The organism is Rhodanobacter fulvus Jip2, from assembly GCF_000264315.1.
Lineage (GTDB): Bacteria > Pseudomonadota > Gammaproteobacteria > Xanthomonadales > Rhodanobacteraceae > Rhodanobacter > Rhodanobacter fulvus.
This window is the reverse complement of the sequence record NZ_AJXU01000035.1, coordinates 1-16,983: the sequence shown is the minus strand read 5'-3', so window position 1 is coordinate 16,983 and position 16,983 is coordinate 1. Positions and strand designations below refer to the sequence as shown.

The 16,983-nt window shown below is 63.7% G+C and carries 12 protein-coding genes and 2 pseudogenes; 6 read left to right on the top strand and 8 right to left on the bottom strand.

The features are described 5' to 3' along the window. Window positions 1-122 precede the first annotated feature (122 nt). The 3 genes from UU9_RS09050 to UU9_RS09040 form a co-directional block, all read right to left on the bottom strand. Window positions 123-875, bottom strand: a complete 753-nt coding sequence (locus UU9_RS09050; protein ID WP_007081443.1) for a TorF family putative porin — start codon at window positions 873-875, stop codon at window positions 123-125. 232 nt (window positions 876-1,107) lie between these two features. Continuing rightward, the gene (locus tag UU9_RS09045) at window positions 1,108-3,465 is read right to left on the bottom strand and encodes a GH36-type glycosyl hydrolase domain-containing protein (protein WP_007081442.1); all 2,358 of its coding nucleotides are present in this window, start codon (window positions 3,463-3,465) and stop codon (window positions 1,108-1,110) included. A 29-nt stretch (window positions 3,466-3,494) separates the two neighbouring features. Continuing rightward, window positions 3,495-4,862, bottom strand: coding sequence for an MFS transporter (locus UU9_RS09040; RefSeq protein ID WP_040670666.1), 1,368 nt, complete (start codon window positions 4,860-4,862; stop codon window positions 3,495-3,497). Between the two features lie 366 nt (window positions 4,863-5,228). Here UU9_RS09040 and UU9_RS09035 point away from each other — a divergent pair, with 366 nt between their 5' ends. The 4 genes from UU9_RS09035 to UU9_RS09020 all read left to right on the top strand — a co-directional run bounded on the left by UU9_RS09035 (window position 5,229) and on the right by UU9_RS09020 (window position 11,369). After that, window positions 5,229-6,431 (top strand): sterol desaturase family protein, encoded by a 1,203-nt coding sequence (locus tag UU9_RS09035; protein WP_007081440.1) that lies wholly within the window; start codon window positions 5,229-5,231, stop codon window positions 6,429-6,431. A 140-nt stretch (window positions 6,432-6,571) separates the two neighbouring features. After that, window positions 6,572-9,112: a glycoside hydrolase family 9 protein gene (locus UU9_RS09030; protein WP_007081439.1), complete on the top strand. Its 2,541-nt coding sequence runs from the start codon at window positions 6,572-6,574 to the stop codon at window positions 9,110-9,112. A 159-nt stretch (window positions 9,113-9,271) separates the two neighbouring features. After that, window positions 9,272-10,150, top strand: a complete 879-nt coding sequence (locus tag UU9_RS09025) for an alpha/beta hydrolase (RefSeq protein WP_007081438.1) — start codon at window positions 9,272-9,274, stop codon at window positions 10,148-10,150. A gap of 85 nt (window positions 10,151-10,235) precedes the next feature. After that, the gene (locus UU9_RS09020) at window positions 10,236-11,369 is read left to right on the top strand and encodes an alpha/beta hydrolase (RefSeq protein ID WP_007081437.1); all 1,134 of its coding nucleotides are present in this window, start codon (window positions 10,236-10,238) and stop codon (window positions 11,367-11,369) included. Here the strand turns inward: UU9_RS09020 and UU9_RS09015 are convergent. Further along, on the bottom strand, window positions 11,357-12,163 hold the full coding sequence (locus UU9_RS09015; RefSeq protein ID WP_007081436.1) for an AraC family transcriptional regulator: 807 nt from the start codon (window positions 12,161-12,163) through the stop codon (window positions 11,357-11,359). The two genes, UU9_RS09020 and UU9_RS09015, sit on opposite strands and share 13 nt — an antisense overlap. Window positions 12,164-12,425: 262 nt before the next feature. Between UU9_RS09015 and UU9_RS09010 the strand changes: the two genes are divergently transcribed. Together UU9_RS09010 and UU9_RS09005 are read left to right on the top strand one after the other, a co-directional pair. Beyond that, window positions 12,426-14,102, top strand: coding sequence for a 2-isopropylmalate synthase (locus UU9_RS09010; protein WP_007081435.1), 1,677 nt, complete (start codon window positions 12,426-12,428; stop codon window positions 14,100-14,102). 89 nt (window positions 14,103-14,191) lie between these two features. Further along, window positions 14,192-14,896, top strand: coding sequence for a glycoside hydrolase family 11 protein (locus UU9_RS09005; protein ID WP_007081434.1), 705 nt, complete (start codon window positions 14,192-14,194; stop codon window positions 14,894-14,896). A gap of 163 nt (window positions 14,897-15,059) precedes the next feature. Here the strand turns inward: UU9_RS09005 and UU9_RS17520 are convergent. From UU9_RS17520 to UU9_RS08995, 4 genes and pseudogenes are all read right to left on the bottom strand, one after another. Continuing rightward, a pseudogene (locus tag UU9_RS17520) lies at window positions 15,060-15,440 on the bottom strand (transposase); the annotation flags it as partial. A gap of 72 nt (window positions 15,441-15,512) precedes the next feature. After that, window positions 15,513-15,608: pseudogene (locus UU9_RS18600) on the bottom strand (IS200/IS605 family transposase); the annotation flags it as partial. Between the two features lie 427 nt (window positions 15,609-16,035). After that, on the bottom strand, window positions 16,036-16,305 hold the full coding sequence (locus tag UU9_RS17905; protein WP_156804246.1) for a hypothetical protein: 270 nt from the start codon (window positions 16,303-16,305) through the stop codon (window positions 16,036-16,038). Further along, window positions 16,268-16,983: hypothetical protein (locus tag UU9_RS08995; protein WP_007081432.1), on the bottom strand; the 716-nt coding region annotated here is incomplete at its 5' end. The genes UU9_RS17905 and UU9_RS08995, both read right to left, overlap by 38 nt.

Below are 16,983 nucleotides of genomic sequence, written 5' to 3'. Positions count from 1 at the left end.
CCTTGGCGCCGACGGCAAAGTCCCTTAACGGTGCAGCATGGTGCCTCATTTCACCAGCTTGGTGCACGTGCTGCTGCCGACGCCGTTCCACGCCGATGTCGACGTGGCGCGGCGTCCCCGATTCAGAACGCCTTGCTGGCGCTGACCACGGCCGTGGCCCGGCCCAGGTAGTGGCCCGGCGCGTTGGTGTAGACCGACCGCCGCGCGTTGGTGTCGTAATAACCCAGCGCCACCGCGTAGCCGTGGTCGAAGTTGCGGGTGAGGCCAAGCTTCCAGTCGCTGTAGCTGGCGGCGCTCGTGCCGGCGATCCGCTGGCGGCCGGCATGGGCGTTGACCAGCCAGCCCGGGGTGAACTCCCAGTTCCAGGAAAGATCCACGTAGCTGCTGTTGCGGCTGTCCGCCACCCCGAACGCGTTGCCCAGCGTCTGCGAATATTTCAGCGTCAGCGTGCGCCAGCCCACCGCGGCGTAGGCCTCCAGCGTGTGCGGCCGGGTGTAGCCGTGCGGGTAGCTGCCCGGGTAGTAGTACTCGTAGAGGCCGCCGTCGACCGTCCAGTCGTCGCCGACCTTGGTGCGGTAGCCGGTATAGACGTCCAGTTCCACACTGCTGGATACCTTCGCACCTGGCGCGGAGGTATCGGACAGCCAGCTGATGCTGCTGCCCCAGCCGCCCACGTACCAGCCGCTGGCATGGTCGTATTCCAGGCCGGCCTGCAAGGCCGGGTCGCGATCGCTCTGCGAGAGGCCGCGGAACAGGTAATCATTGACGACGGTGACATTGCCGATGGTGGCGCTTTCGGCCGCCATGAGGGTCGGTGCGGTGCAAAGGGCCAGCGCTGCTGCACCAAGGTGGATCAGTTGCCTGGTTCGTTTCATCGTTGCGACTCCCGCTTTTCCAGCTGCCCCGGGCTCCCGCCGGATCCGCAGAATGCGGTCCGGCCGCCGGGGCCATGGTGCGCTGCAATATGCGGGCCATCACCAACAGGCCGATGCCAACAGCTGACTGTGGGAGCGACTTCAGTCGCGATGCTCCTGCTCTGAGGCCCAAAAAAACCAAGCCAGAGCATCGCGACTGAAGTCGCTCCCACAGGCGTCCTGCAAGCGAAACTCAGGCGGGCAGAAGCACCGAAACCTGATACCGCCGGCCGGCCTCGATAGCGCGAATGACGGCACCGTCCAGTGGCTTGCCGTCCACGACGATGGACGTCTCCTTTCGCCCTGCCTCACGCGCCATCCCGATCACGAATTCCGCGCCGCGGAACGTACGCACCACCTGCGCCGACGGCCAGTCCGCGGGCAACTGCGGCGCGATGCGCAAGCCGTCGGCCTGGCCCTGCAAACCGAACAGGCCTTCGACCAGGCAGCGGTAGACCCATGACACCGTGCCCGTGTTGAACAGCTGGCTGGAGCGGCCGGCCGTACGCGGAAACTGGTAATACGCGCCGCGGTAGTAGTTGGGGATGAACACCGGCAACTGGCCGCGCCGCAGGTAGTCGTCGCCATCCGGGCCGGGGATCATCTGCCGCAGCAGACGGTAGGCGCGCTCGGATTCGGTGATGTCGTAGAGGCTGTAGATGTAGAAGATCGCCGCGTGGTTGTAGACCGCGCCGTTCTCCGCCGAACCCGGATATTTCTGGGTCACGCGGCCCACGTCGTCGCGCATGGCGGTATACGCGGGGGCGAACATCATCACGCCATACGGCGTTTCGAGCTGCTGCTCGATGGCGTGCAGCATCTTCCCGCGCTGCGCTTCATCGGCGGTGCCGGCCAGGATCGCCCAGCTTTGCGGGTTGAGGAAGATGCGGCCCTCGGCATCCTTGGCGGTGCCGAAGATCACGCCGTCGTCGGTGATGCCGCGGGCAAACCATTCGCCATCCCACAGCTGGCCGTTCACGGCGTCATTGAGCTGCTGCGCACCTTCGCGGAACGATTGCGCCAGCTCGGGCTGCTGCCGCATGTCGCACACGGCGGCCCACAGTTTCAGGGCGTAGCTGGTGGCCACCGACAACCAGCCGGAAACGCCCTTGCCCTTGTAGCCGACCATGTTCATCGGGTCGCACCAGTCGCCCTGGGCGATCAGGCTCAGGCCGCGCTCGTCGCGCACGTCCAGCAACCAGCGCATCGCGGCGCTGATGCGCTCGAACACGCTCAGGGTGCGGCCGTCAACGCCGGTGACCGGCTCGTCCAGCAGCGCGTAGTCGCCGGTTTCATCGAGGTAGGCCTGCAGGCAGACCGGCAGCCACACGCAATGGTCGGTGTGCGGGATCTGGTTGATGTATTTCAGCTCGGCGCCTTCGATCAACAGGATGCCGTCGGGCATGGCGCCGCTTTCCTCCTGCTGGCTCAACGCATGCAGGAAGGCCCCGCGCGTCACCGCCGGGCGGATGTAGCTCATGCCCATGTTGTCCTGCAGATAGTTGCGGGTCTGCGGGTCGGTGCTGAGCCGGTTGACGTCGGCGTGGTAGAACATCTGGCGCGGCAGCCAGTGGTTCACGAAGTTGTCCAGGGCCGCATCGGGCGTGTCGATCTGGATGCAGCCACGCGCCTGGCTCACGTAATCCGCGTACTCGCGCTGGGCATCGGCAAAACCCGCCTCGCTCAGATACTTCTCGCGCAACGCGCGGATTTCCGCGTCGTCGAAGGCCGGTCCGAAAATGAAGCGGTACTGCTGCGATTCGTCCGGCGCAAAGCCGTGGCGATACTGCAGCACCGCCGCCGGGGTTTCGTAGCGCGCGTCGCCGCCGTCCAGCGTCTCCTGCTGCACGCCGCTGGGATGATGCAGGCCACCCTCGCCCTCGAAGGTTTCCTGCTTCGCCTCCCACGCGTCGGGCGCGCGTTCGTGCAGGAAGAACGTCTTGTCCTTGAAGTCCTTCTGCTTGAAATAATCGGCCACCTTTTGATACGGCGCGACGCTGCTGGCCACCACGCCGCCCAGGTCGGCGCGGTACTCCGCCGACTGGTTCATCCACGACATGTAGCCGATCGGAAAGTACGGGTAGATGCTCAGCTTGCGCGCGCGGCCGGACACGTTGCGCACCGTGAGCGTCCACAGCTCCACCACGTCGTTCACCGGCAGCGATACCGTCATCCCGACCTCGATGCCCGCGCAGACGACACGCCACGCGATGTCGCCCTTGCCCGCGGAAAACGTGAAGCTTTCCGGCGTGGCGCGCACCGGCTCGTACGGCGCCGAGAAGACCTCGCCAGAATCTTCGTCCTTGATGTAGAAGAAGCGCCCCGGATGATGCGCGTAGTACGGCTGCTCCGGCTGCATGAATGTCTTCGCTTCGAGGTTCGGCGCATGCGCGTATTTGGCCGGCTCCGGCTGCATGAACTGCGCCACGGCATAACCGCGGCAATTCATCTGCATCATCATGCGCCGGTTCCACAGGAAGCCGGCCGCGCGCGGCATCGCCACCGCGCTGTGCAATTCGAAACGTTCGCCATCGGCGCTGGGGTTAAGCATGTGGAACCGCTCCGCTGATCAATGAAGAGTCAAACCTTGGATTTGCGCGCCAGCAATTCCGTCTGCACGCGCGCCAGCGTTTCGTCGTCCAGCGTGTACAGACGCATGACGAACGCGGCGATCAGTGCGATGGCGCCGGGAATGACCGTCAGCAGCAGCACGATGCCCAGCTGCGACGCACCCGACTGGGCTTCGTTCGCCACGTAGCCCATCGCCGCCAGCATCCACGCAATGACCGCCGACGCGATCGCGCCGCCCAGTTTCTGCGAGAACGTGGCCGCGGCAAACGTCATCGCGGTGGCGCGACGGCCGGTTTTCCATTCGGTGTAATCGGCCGTGTCGGCGAACATCGAGAAAGCCAGCGGCGACTTGGGCCCGAGGAAGAAGCCGATCAGCGTATTGATGCCGAACATCAGCCAGATCGCGTCCTTCGGCACGAACACCATCACGCAACTGAGCACGCCGACGGCGGCCATCAACAGCATCATCAGCTTTTTCTTGTCGATGAAGCGGGTCATCAGCGGTGTGCAGGCGGCGCCGATGGCCAGCGCGATGGAATAGACGGCCAGGAAGGCGCCGGTCAGGTCCGCCTGCCCCACGTAGTACTTCATGTAGTAGACCGAGGCCCCGGCGCGCATCACGATCGTGGTCATGATGATCAGCGCCAGCGCGAACAGGACCAGCCAGGGGCGGTTGTCCAGCAGGTCCCTGATGTCGCCCATCACCGCGGACTTCTGTTCCCGCGGCGGCGAGATGCGCTCGCGGGTGGTGAAAAACACCGTGATGAACATGATGGCCGCGGCCACGCCGTACGCCGCCATGGTCAGCTGCCAGCCGAGCTTGTCGTCGCCATGGCCAAACCACTTCACCATGTCCAGCGTGAAGTAGTTCACCAGCGTGGTGCCGGTGAAGGCGGCGATGAAGCGGAAGCTGATCAGCGTGGTGCGGTCCTGGCTGTTGGCGGTGATGACGCCGGACAGCGCGGAATAAGGCGTGCTGAGGATGGTGTACATCAGCATCATCAGCGAATAGGTGCCATACGCCCAGATCAGTTTGCCGCCCTCGCCCAGATCGGGCGTGGTGTAGGTCAGCACGCCGGCCGCCGCCATCGGCACGGCGGCAAACAGCAGGTAGGGACGGAACTTGCCGAAGCGCGACTTGGTGCGATCGGCGATGGCGCCCATCGCCGGATCGGTAAAGGCGTCGATGATCTTGGTGATCAGGATCATCGTGCCGACCGCGGCGGCGGGCAGTCCCATGGTGTCGGTATAGAAGATCAGCAGGAACGCGGAGATATTGGCCCAGTAGAAGTTGAAGCCGACATCGCCGATGCCGTAGCCGATCTTCTCCTTCAGGCCGATTCTCACACTGGCTAACTGGTGCTCTGTTTGCGCCACGCTGACGTCTCCCGATGCTTGATGCCTTGAAGGTGCAACCGCGTTTCGGCCGCTTCCGCGACCGCAGCTTTATCGCGACGACTCCCACCAAACCGCTTTCCGGGCAAAGCGCGGGCCTTGGCGGACGCTTTCGATGGAAAGCATCCGCGACCCGGATTGACGGTGAGTGGAGCGGGTGTGACGCGACAGGTACCCGTCAATCGTCGCATGGAAATGGCCGTCCGCGCCGGAGCCGCGCCATGGCCGCCTTCTGCGGGGGCATCGAAAACGACCTTGCCGGCCCGCAACGGCAGCATCGAAAACCCGCGGGCGGCTGTTCGATTACCATGCGCCGACGCCAGCCGGCGCTTTCAGTGAAGGATCACCATGAGCAAACATTCGAAGCGCGATGCGGCCCGCGACGCGATGGGGCGCGTCGTCCAACCGGTGGCTGAAACGCGGGAACTGCTGCACCGCGACGGCGAGCTGAAGCCGGGGCTGGGCAAGATCAGCGGGGTGATCGCGCTGTCGCTGGGTTTTCTGTGCCTGCTGGCGGTGGCGGCCTTCCACTTTCCGCAATACCTGACCACGCCGGACCTGCGCCACAAGTATTCCGTCGACGTGTTGCGCCAGGTGTTGCTGGTGGGGCTGCTGGTGGCCGGTGGGATGTCGCTGGGCAATGTGATCCTGGGCCGCCAGCGCAACCTCAACATCATGGCGTTCGTGCTGGTGATTGCGGCGGTGGCGCTGGGCGGTTCGCGGGTGCAAGTGGGTGCGTTTCCCGACCACACGCCGTACATCGGGCTGGACTGGTTCATCCTGGACCTGCTCGGTTCCACGCTGATCTTCGTGGTGATCGAGAAGCTGTTCCCGCTGTACAAGGGCCAGGCGATTTTCCGCAAGGAGTGGCAGACCGACCTGAAGCATTTCGCGGTGAATCATTTCATCGTGGGGCTGGCGCTGCTGACGGTGAACTTCCTGCTGCACCACCTGTTCGGCTGGCTGGTCAGCAGCGATTTCCAGCAGACCGTGCAGCACATCCCGTTCCTGCCGCAGTTGCTGCTGTGCGTGCTGGTGGCGGACCTGGCGCAGTACTGGACGCATCGCGCGTACCACGAGGTGCCGTTCCTGTGGCGCTTCCACGCCGTGCACCACAGCGTGAAGACGATGGACTGGCTGGCCGGCTCGCGCCAGCACATGCTGGAGCTGGTCGTCACCCGCGTCTGCGTGCTGGCGCCGCTGTACATCCTCGGCTTTTCCGAGGCGGCAATGAACGGCTACATCCTGATCGTGGGTTTCCAGGCGGTGTTCAACCACGCCAACGTGCACCTGCCGTGGGGGCCGTTGAAGTACCTGCTGGTGACGCCGGATTTCCACCACTGGCACCACGCTTCGGACGATGAGGCGATCGACCGGAACTACGCCGCGCATTACGCCTTCCTCGATTACCTGTTCGGCACCGCGGTGAAGTCGAAGAACAAGTTTCCCGAGCGCTATGGCGTGGTCGGTGACTACATGCCCGATGGCTTCGTGAAGCAGCAGGTGTTTCCGTTCCGGGCCGGAAAAAAGGATGTCGACGCCGCCGGCTGATCGTCGACGCAGCGCACCAATCCTTGTGCGGTGCGACTTGCCGCACGGTGCGCTGCACCATGCCATCGCCCGGCGCTTTCGGCTCTTCCGAACCGCCCCTGACACTGCTACGGTTACCGCTAACATTCTGGGGGAACCGTATGCCCATCCACCGATCCAACCTGATCCCTCGTGCGCGGTTGCTCCTGCTGGCGACCAGCGCCTTGACCGCCTTCGCCGCGCTTCCAGCGCTGGCGCAGCCCGCTGAAACGGACGGCCAAACCCTGACCTTGAACGACAAGGGCTACTTCGCGTCCCGCGGTTTCGACGTGCTGGTGTACAGCAACTGGTACGACGGCCTGTTCAGCGACGCCAAGATGAGCGGCGTGGAAATCATCCACCACGACCAGCGCACGGCCACCAACGGCGATATCCGGCTGTCAGCCACGCCCGACCAGTGGGACCCGATCGGCAAACTGGTGAGCCGCAAGGTGGATCAGGCCAAGGGCACGATCGACACCTACCTGTCTTATCCGGATTACCACTTCGACTACCGCATCCACGCGAGCAAGGACGGCGACAAGGTCGTCATCAGCGTGATCCTGGACAAGCCGCTGCCGGCGGCGCTGGACGGCAAGGCGGGGTTCAACCTGGAGTTCCTGCCCGCCACGTATTTCCACCACAGCTATTTCGCCGATGGCGTCGCGCATCCGTTCCCGCTCTACCCCGAAAGCGCCATGACGCAGCCGACCGAGGGCCAGCGCGCCGAGCCGCTGCCCATGGCCAGCGGACAGCGCTTCGTGCTGGCGCCGACCGACCCGCAGCAGCGGGTGACGGTCAGCGCCGCCAACGGCACGATGAGCTTCTTCGACGGACGCAACCAGGCGCAGAACGGCTGGTTCGTGTTGCGCCAGATGATTCCCACCGGCAAGACCGGCACGGTGCTGCAATGGACGCTGTCCGGCAGCACCAACCCGAACTGGATACGCCCCACCGTGATCGGCCACTCGCAGGTGGGCTACGCGCCCGCTCAGCCGAAGATCGCCGTGCTGGAACACGACCCGAAGGCGCCGATGAGTGGCGAGGCGCGGCTGCTGCGCGTCACGCCCGATGGCAAGGAAACGGCCGTGTTCAGCGCCGCGCCCAAGCCCTGGGGTAACTACCTGCGCTACGGCTACGCCCGCTTCGATTTCAGCAGCGTGACCCAGCCCGGCCTTTACGTCATCGACTACGACGGCCAGCGCACCGCGCCGTTCCCCATCGCCAAGGACGTTTTCTCGGCGGCCTGGCATCCCACGCTGGACATCTACCTCCCCCAGCAGATGGACCACATGCGGGTGACCGAGGCCTATCGCGTGTGGCACGGCGACCCGCACCGCGACGACGCGCGGCAGGCACCGGTCAACCACGAGCATTTCGACCTCTACGCCCAGGGCCCCACGACCGACACCGCGTTCAAACCCGGCCAGCACATTCCCGGCCTGAACGTGGGCGGCTGGCTGGATGCGGGTGACTACGACATCCGCACGCAGACGCAATACGCGATCGTGCGCACGCTGGTCCACGCCTGGGAGGATTTCCACCCCGACCGCGACACCACCAGCGTCAACTGGGCCACCCGCCGCGTCGACATGCATCGTCCCGATGGCGTCCCCGATATCCTGCAGCAGATCAAGCACGGCACCGTGCAACTGGTCGCCCAGTTCGATGCGGTCGGCCATGCCATCCACGGCATCGTCGAGCCGGATCTGGTCCAGTACCGCCACCTGGGTGATGCGGTGACCAAGACGGATGGCCTGGTCTACGACCCGTCGCTGAAGGAGGGCGAGGTCGAGGGCGACCGCAGCGGCACGCCGGATGACCGCTGGGCGTTCACCAGCAAATCGAGTGCGCTCAACTACGGCTCGATCGGGGCACTGGCCGCCGCCTCGCGCGCCTTGCACGACATGGACCCGGCGCTGGCGAAGAAATCGCTGGCCGTCGCGCAGAAGGTGTGGGCGCAGGAACAGTCGCATGCACCGGATCTCTACCGCCACGGCAACACCACCGGCGGCCCGCTGGAGGGCGAGGAATTCAACGCGGCCGTCGAGCTGCTGATCGCCACCGGCGACGCGAAGTACGCCGCACGCATCAACGCCCTGTGGCCGTGGGTCGCCGAGCATTTCGTCTTCAACGCCACTGAAGCCGTGCGCGCGCTGCCGCACATGCCGGCTGCTTACCGCGGCCAGCTCGAAACGGCCGTCCGCGCGTATGCGAAACAGCGCGCGTCGATCAGCCAGGCCAACCCGTACGGCGTGCCGATCACGGACGGCGGCTGGGCCGGCAACGGCGCCGTCGTGCGTCTGGCCATCACCGATTACGCGCTGCACAAGGCGTTCCCGGACATCGTCGACGACAAGGGCGTGTTCCGCGGGCTGGATTATCTCTACGGCACCCACCCCGGCTCGAACCTGTCGTTCGTGTCGGCCGTCGGCGCGCGATCGAAGGAAGTGGCCTACGGCCATAACCGCGCCGACTTCAGCTTCATCGCCGGCGGCGTGGTGCCGGGCGTGCTGATCGTGAAACCCGACTTCCCGGAGAACAAGGAAAACTGGCCCTTCTTCTGGGGCGAGAACGAATACGTCACCGACCTGGGCGCGTACTACATCTACCTGGCCAACGCCGCCGACACCCTGGTCGAGGGCAACCGGCCGGCACGGTAGGCAACCTGGCCGTTCCGGCTCCACCGTTTCCCGCGGGGAGGCTGGTCAGTCCACGGACTGATCGCCCTCCCTTTTTTTCGCCTTCATTTGATCGCGAACCGGCTCGCCAGGCCGCCGGCCACTGCTATGCTTTTTTCCGGCCTTCAGGAGACAACGCCGATGCGCCTTCCGTCGCTTTGCCTGGCTTTGCTTGCGCTGCTCTCGATGGCTACGGCCGCCCACGCGACCGGTACGGCGGTGCCGTTGTGGCCCGGCGGCGCGCTGCCCGACGGTGCGAGGCAGGGACAACTGCCGGCGTTGACGGCCTATATCCCCGCGTCCAATCCCACGAAAACGGCGGTGGTGATCTGCCCGGGCGGCGCGTATCACGCGATGACGCTGGACTGGGAGGGCGTGCTCGTCGCGCAGTGGTTCAACCAGCACCATGTGGCGGCGTTCGTGCTGCAGTATCGCCATGGCGACGGCCACCATTACCCGCAGCCGATCGACGATGGCCGCCGCGCGGTGCGCTGGGTGCGCGAGCACGCGAAGACCTATCAGCTGGACCCGCAGCACATCGGCATCATGGGGTTCTCTGCCGGCGGACATGTGGCCGCCACCGTCTCCACCCATTACGACCCGACCACGGCGCTGTTGCACGACGCCGTGGGGCAGGCGTCGGCGCGACCGGATTTCACGATACTGGCCTATCCCGTCATCACCATGGACGAGGCCTTCACCCATCTGGATTCACGGCAACACCTGATCGGCCTGCACCCGTCACCGGCGCTGGTGCACGAGCTGTCCAACGAGACGCAGGTCACCGCCGAGACGCCGCCGGCCTTCATCTATGTCACCGACGCCGACACCCTGGTGCCGCCGGAAAACAGCATCGCGTATTACCTGGCGCTGCATCGGCAGCATGTGCCGGCCGAACTGCACGTGTTCCGCACGGGCAAACACGGCAGCAGCCTTGGCCAGCACGAGCCGTTGCTGAGCATCTGGCCCGAGCTGCTGGCCCGCTGGATGGCCGGGCTGGGCTATATGGAACAAGGCTGAGCGGCCGCACCCCTGCGCCGAAAGCTCCCAGGCGACCACGCGGGATGACCCCCGTTTCCGCCGCAACGCAAGCGATGAGGAATCCATGAGAACGCCGAGCTTCGTCCGTGTCACCGCCATCGGCGCCCTGTTCGCCATGCTCTGCCCCATGGCCGCGAATGCCGTGGATGCCGCGCCTGCGCCGCCACCGACCCGCCTGTTCGACGCGCCCGGCGCACCGCCTTTCACGGTGGTCGACGGCCGCGGAGCCAATGCACCGGTGGATGCAAATGGCAATTTCGTGATCGGCCCCGACTACGTGCCGGCACCCGAGCTGGCGGTGCGCCCGGGTGTGCCGCGCGGGACGGTACAGCAGTTCGTCATGGATTCGAAGGACAGCAGGTTCTACCCGGGCATCGGTCGCGACGTGTTCGGCACCATCAACCCCGCGAACCCGAAGGCCCTGATCGTCACCACCCATGCCGCGCCGTACCAGCGCACCATCACCGTCTACATTCCGCAGCAGTACCGGCGCGGCACCGCGGCGCCCTTCATCGTCACGCACGACGGGCCGAAGCTCGGCGCGCCCGACATGATGCTGCCCCACGTCCTCGACAACCTCATCGCCGACAAGCGCGTGCCGGTGATGATCGCCGTGATGATCCAGAACGGTGGCGGCGACGCGCAGGGCAGCGAACGCGGCCTCGAGTACGACACCCTGTCCGGCAAGTTCGCCGAGTTCATCCAGGCGGAAGTGTTGCCGCAGGTCGAGAAACGCTACGGCTTGAAGCTGACCAACGACCCGGATGGCCGTGCCACGATGGGCTGCAGCTCCGGCGCCGCGGCCGCCTTCACCATGGCCTGGTATCACCCGCAGTGGTACCACCGCGTCATCAGCTACTCGGGCACGTTCGTGAACCAGCAGTGGCCGTTCAACCTGCAAACGCCCGATGGCGCATGGGGTTATCACGGCAAGGACGGCCTGATCGCAAAGAGCGCCACCAAACCCATCCGGCTGTGGATGGATGTTGGCGATCGCGACCTGTTCAATCCCAACATCATGCGCGACGGCATGCACGACTGGGTCACGGCCAACCACCGCATGGCCACCGTGCTGAACGACAAGGGCTACCAGTATCAGTACGTGTTCGCGCGCAATTCGGGCCATTGCGACCGCAAGGTGCGCGAACAGACCTTGCCCGCGGCACTGGAGTGGGTGTGGCGGGGTTACGGGCGGTAAACCGTCGAGAGAAACTTCGATGGCGGGACACCGAAGTGCTTCTTGAACGCTGCCGCGTACGCGCTGTGGCTTTCGTAGCCGCTGCTCAACGCGACCTGCGTGATGGGCGCGCCACCGAGGAGCGTGGTGATCGATGACATCAGCCGCAGCTGCTGGCGCCAGCGGCCGAAGGTCATGCCGGTGCCTTTGCGAAAATGGCGGTGAAACGTCTTGGAACTCATGGCCAGCGATGCCGCCCAGTCGTCGGCGGAGAAGACCTGGGCCGGGTCCCTGACCAGGCTGGCGCACACCTGCTGCATCGGGCCGTCGACCGGCCACGGCAAGTGAAAAGGCAGCGGGCGCTGGCCGCCCAGTTCTTCCAGGAACAGCGCCGACAGCAGTGTCTCGCGCCGCGAATCGGAACGGCCCGCTATCGGCTGCGCCAGCTCGACGATCAGCGCTTTCAGCAGGGCCGAAACGTGCAGCACGCCATCCATGAAAGGCAGGCCATCGGCCACCTCCTCGTCCACGAAAATGCCGTAGACGCGCACCGGCGTGTGCATGACCAGCCGATGTTCCACATGCGGGCGCAGCCACACCGCCGCAGTCGGCGGCACCAGCCATTGACCGGTGGAAGCCTGCACCAGCATGACGCCCTCGGCCGCATACAGCAGATGGGCCCGACCGTGATGGTGCGAAGGCACCACATGATGCGCTGGGTACGTTTCGACAACGCCCGTCACCGGCAAGCCCGATGACTCGTGGTCGCTCAGGTCCAGCGCCCGGCTGCCATCCTGCGGTGACGCAAATCCCATCGGCGGGCGGTGTCCATTTCGATAGAGCGGTTGTCCATTATTTTATGGATGGCCATATCGAACAAGCCTATATTCCCAAGGACCAACCGTTCTGCGCTGAGCGGCGTGTATTCTTCGAATCTCCGATGGAATGTTGGCGCGAGTCCATGCCGGCGATTCCGGCGCATCGGCTTGCGCAGCCCTGCTGCTTCGCCCTGATCCCGACGCTGACGTATTTGTCGAAACACCGGATCCGGTCATTCACCCTGTTCGAGGCTTCATCATGTTGGCAAATCCCGGCACCCGCTATCGTGCGTTCCCCGCCATTGACCTGGCGGATCGGCAATGGCCTTCGCGTACGCTGACCCGGCCGCCGGTCTGGCTTTCCACCGACCTGCGCGATGGCAACCAGGCGCTGTTCGAGCCGATGAACCGCGAGCGCAAGTTGCGCCTGTTCCGGGAGCTGGTGCGCATCGGGTTCAAGGAGATCGAGGTCGGCTTTCCCTCCGCCTCGACCACCGACTTCGAGATCGTGCGCCACCTGATCGATGACGGCCTGATTCCGGACGACGTCACGCCGATGGTCATCACCCAGCTGCGCGAGGACCTGATCGAAACCACCGTGCGCAGCGTGCAGGGCGCGCGGCGCGCGATCGTGCATCTGTACAACGCCATCGCGCCGGCCTGGCGCGAGATCGTGTTCGGCATGAGCCTGCCGCAGATCGTGGAGATGGTGGAGCAGCGCATCGGCTACCTCAAGATGCTCACGGCGCAGCAGCCGCAGACCGAGTGGGTGCTGCAGTATTCGCCCGAAACCTTCAGCATGGCCGAGCTGGATGTCTCGCTGGCGGTGTGCAACGCGGCGATCAAGGCGTGGGATGCCGGCCCGCAGCGGCCGATGATCATCAACCTGCCCACCACCGTCGAGGTGGCCACGCCCAACATCTTCGCCGACCAGGTCGAGTGGATGCATCGGCGGCTGGACCGGCGCGAGCACATCGTGCTCTCCGTGCACCCGCACAACGACCGCGGCACCGGCGTCGCCTGCGCCGAGCTGGCCATGATGGCCGGCGCGCAGCGCGTGGAAGGCTGCCTGTTCGGCAACGGCGAACGCAGCGGCAACGTGGACGTGGTGACCCTGGCGCTGAACCTGTACACGCAGGGCGTTTCCCCGGGGCTGGATTTCTCCGACATCACCGCCGTCGCCCGCATCGCCGAAGAAAGCACCGCCCTGCCGATCCACCCGCGTCATCCCTACGTGGGCGACCTGGTATTCACCGCGTTCTCCGGTTCGCACCAGGACGCCATCGCCAAGGGTTTCGCCGCGCAGAAGGACGACGCACTCTGGCGCGTCCCCTATCTGCCGATCGACCCGAAGGACCTGGGCCGCACCTACGACAGCATCGTGCGGGTCAACAGCCAGTCGGGCAAAGGCGGCATCAGCTACCTGCTGCAGCGCGACCATGGCATCGTCATGCCACGCCGCATGCAGGTCGAATTCAGCGCCATCGTGCAGGCCTTGGCCGATGCCAGCGAGGCCGAGCTGAGCAGCGCGCAGATCTGGGAAATATTCGAGCGGACGTATCTCTCTCCACTGAAGGAACAGCCCGGCTTCATCTACCGCTCCCACCGACTCTTCGACGCGCCCGAGGGTCAGGGTATCGCGTTGGAATTGGCCGAGGCCGACGGCGTGATGCAGACCTACCAGGCAACCGGAAACGGTCCCATCGCCGCCACGGTGGCCGCGCTGGGCATTCCGCTTCGCGTCGACAGTTACGAAGAACGCAGCCTGGATGCCGGCGCGGGCGCCTCCGCGCTGGCCGTCGTGGAGATGGCAAGACCTGACGTAGCCGGTTCGCGCTTCGGTGTCGGCATGCATCCGAACATGGCCACCGCATCCATACTGGCCGTCTTGAGCGCCGCGGCCCGGTTGGCGGCCGTGGATGAAACGGTTGCCTGATGCCGAACCTCCCTGGTTGCACCTCCTCAGGCGACACGGCTGCGAAAGTGCAGGCCGCTCCCTGGTTCACAAATTGCGGAGATCCAGCCATGAAATGGCGCAACATCGGCAAGAGCGTTCTAACCGGGATGATCGGGGTTGGCCTGGCGCTGGGTGCGAGCGCGCAAACCCTCACATCGAATGCGACGGGAACCCACGACGGGTTCTACTACTCGTTCTGGAAGGACTCCGGCGACGCCTCGTTCGGCCTGAAGGCTGGCGGTCGCTATACCTCCCGGTGGACCAAAAGCACCAATAACTGGGTCGGCGGCAAGGGCTGGGAAACCGGCAGCACCCACCGGGTGGTCCATTACTCGGGCACCTTCGGCGTGGATGACAGCCAGAACTCGTACCTGGCGCTCTACGGCTGGACCCGGAGCCCGCTGATCGAATACTACGTGATCGAAAGTTACGGCTCGTACAACCCGGCCAACTGCGAAGGCGGCACCGACTACGGCAGCTTCCAGAGCGATGGCGCCACCTACAACGTGCGCCGCTGCCAGCGCGTCCAGCAGCCGTCCATCGACGGCACCCAGACCTTCTACCAGTATTTCAGCGTGCGCAATCCCAAGAAGGGCTTCGGCGCCATTTCCGGCACCATCACCTTCGCCAACCACGTCAAGTTCTGGGCAAGCAAAGGGCTGACCCTGGGCACCCCTGATTACCAGGTGCTGGCGACCGAGGGCTACCAGAGCCGCGGCAGCTCCGACATCACGGTCAGCGACGGCTCCGCGAGCACGAATGCAAGCAAATAGCTTGGGGACGTCGGGGCGCGGAAAGTGCACATTGCCGTTCCGTTTGATACTTCACCTTGGCGCCGCCAACAGGACAGACGTTTCGACCGACATGCCCGACTGGTAGCCGGCATTGCTGTTGATGTAATCATCCATGGCCTCGCCCACAAAAAGAGGGGCCAACTCGCACTGACCCTGTTTTCATGTAGCGATAGCAGCGCAACCGGTAGGTCTCGCTATCGACCAGGCATGCTTTGTAACGGCCTTCCCACAGCGTGCCGGTACGGCGATAGCGGCCATTGACATAACGCACGTAGCGCCGCCCTAGCGGTTGCATCACCCGTGCCACCTGTCCCTGCGTCGAAGGCGTCATCAACAGATGCACGTGGTTGGTGATCAGCACGTACGCATGCACAGCGCACTTTTCACGAAGGCAAACCTCGGGCAGCTCATCCAGGTAGCGGACATGATCGACGTCCTGAAAAAAGCAAGGCTGGCGATCATTGCCTCGCTGCACAACATGCTGTGGTACCCCGGCAAGATCGAGTCTCGGTTGGCGAGGCATCTGGCGGTCCATATGGAAAAATCCAGCCGAGATTGCCGCGTGGGCGCGCACGGGTCTGTCGGATCCCACCGCATGCCTTCGTCGGAAAGTCCACACTGACCCCTGTTTCTTCACCACGTGATACTTGCAGTCCCAACGGGTGTGGCTAAGGCTCTGATACTCTTTCATCGTGAATCCTCATCTCTTGGTCGAGATTTCAGATTCACGACGACCGCTGTATAGGTCAAACCCTGGGAGTCCCCCGGCAGAGCCGGGGGATTTCCTCAGGTATTAAGTGCGGGCGTAATGCATTCGTCGGATAGTTCACACTGACCCCTGTTTCGGCGTGCTTCATAGAGCAAGGCTATGAAAGCGAGGCTGGGAGGGTCATTCTCAACAGCCTGCTAGGTCCGAGACCGAGGCCATCCGATGGAGAAAATAATCATTACGACCACGCCAGCGAGCACCCCTCCTCTTACGCCATGGGTTAGAGCAACACTTAAACTAAACTTCAATCCAATTATCCAGCATTGGATGAAAGAAAGAAGGATTATTGCCAAGAATACAAAAAGGAAAAAAGAGAAACCAACAAAAAATATCTTAAGCGACCTGATCATTACTTATCGCCTTTAATATGGTTATCTTCTTTATTCTTAATTTCATGACCAGGATCATTAACCACCTCTCCGACACCCTCAGATATAATTGGTCCCACGGTATTTCCTACAATAGATGGAACAAGAGATCTGGGCATTTTTTTATCGATAAATTTCGTCGCCCCATCGCCACCCAGATACCCCAAGCCGTTAGTAAATCCAGAAAAAACTGTGTCAAAAAATACATTATTTTTATCTCCATAAAGCAAGTTGTTCGCTTCGGATTGCACGAAACCGCCTCCAGCGCCAACCGCCATATTCCACCTCAATCCACCGCCCACACCCAAGGCGCCCCCCCGCAGTGGCCACACCCACATTCGTCCAACGAAACTTGTCTCCTTGAAGAAGTTGGGATACCACGTCGGTCGCGCCACTGATGGCAGCCGCACCTCCGCGGGAGGCCAGCGCGTATCCGGCGATAGACCCAACTGTTTTGGTGTTCCGTACCGCATTCGCTGCTCCCAAAAAGGGAACGCCACCGGCCAAACCACCACTGCCACCCGCCAAAGCTATCTGACCTTGGAACGAAAGGAAGTTCAATGCATCCTTGTTCCTCCAATCCTTGAAACTTTCATCAAAACTGATCTCATCAAAGTAATCAGTCAGCGCTTTAGCGGTACTTGGATCGTTTGTGGGATTCATCGCATGCATCACATCAGCATAGGCGTTTTCGTCCTTCATCAGGTCGAACGCTCCCAGTGAAGAGTTTGCACGGTCAGCATCCGAAGCAAACACCTCATAAAGCATGCCATCGGGTGTCACTACGTTGTGGTCCGAAAGAAACTGCAACGCAGACTGGCGAGTTTCATCACTGTCCATCTGACTCAAATAGCGGCTGTCAAAATCGTCACTCGTACCCATGACCGCGCGCAGCAAAATGTCTCGTGCCACCGACGTCCCCCCGATTT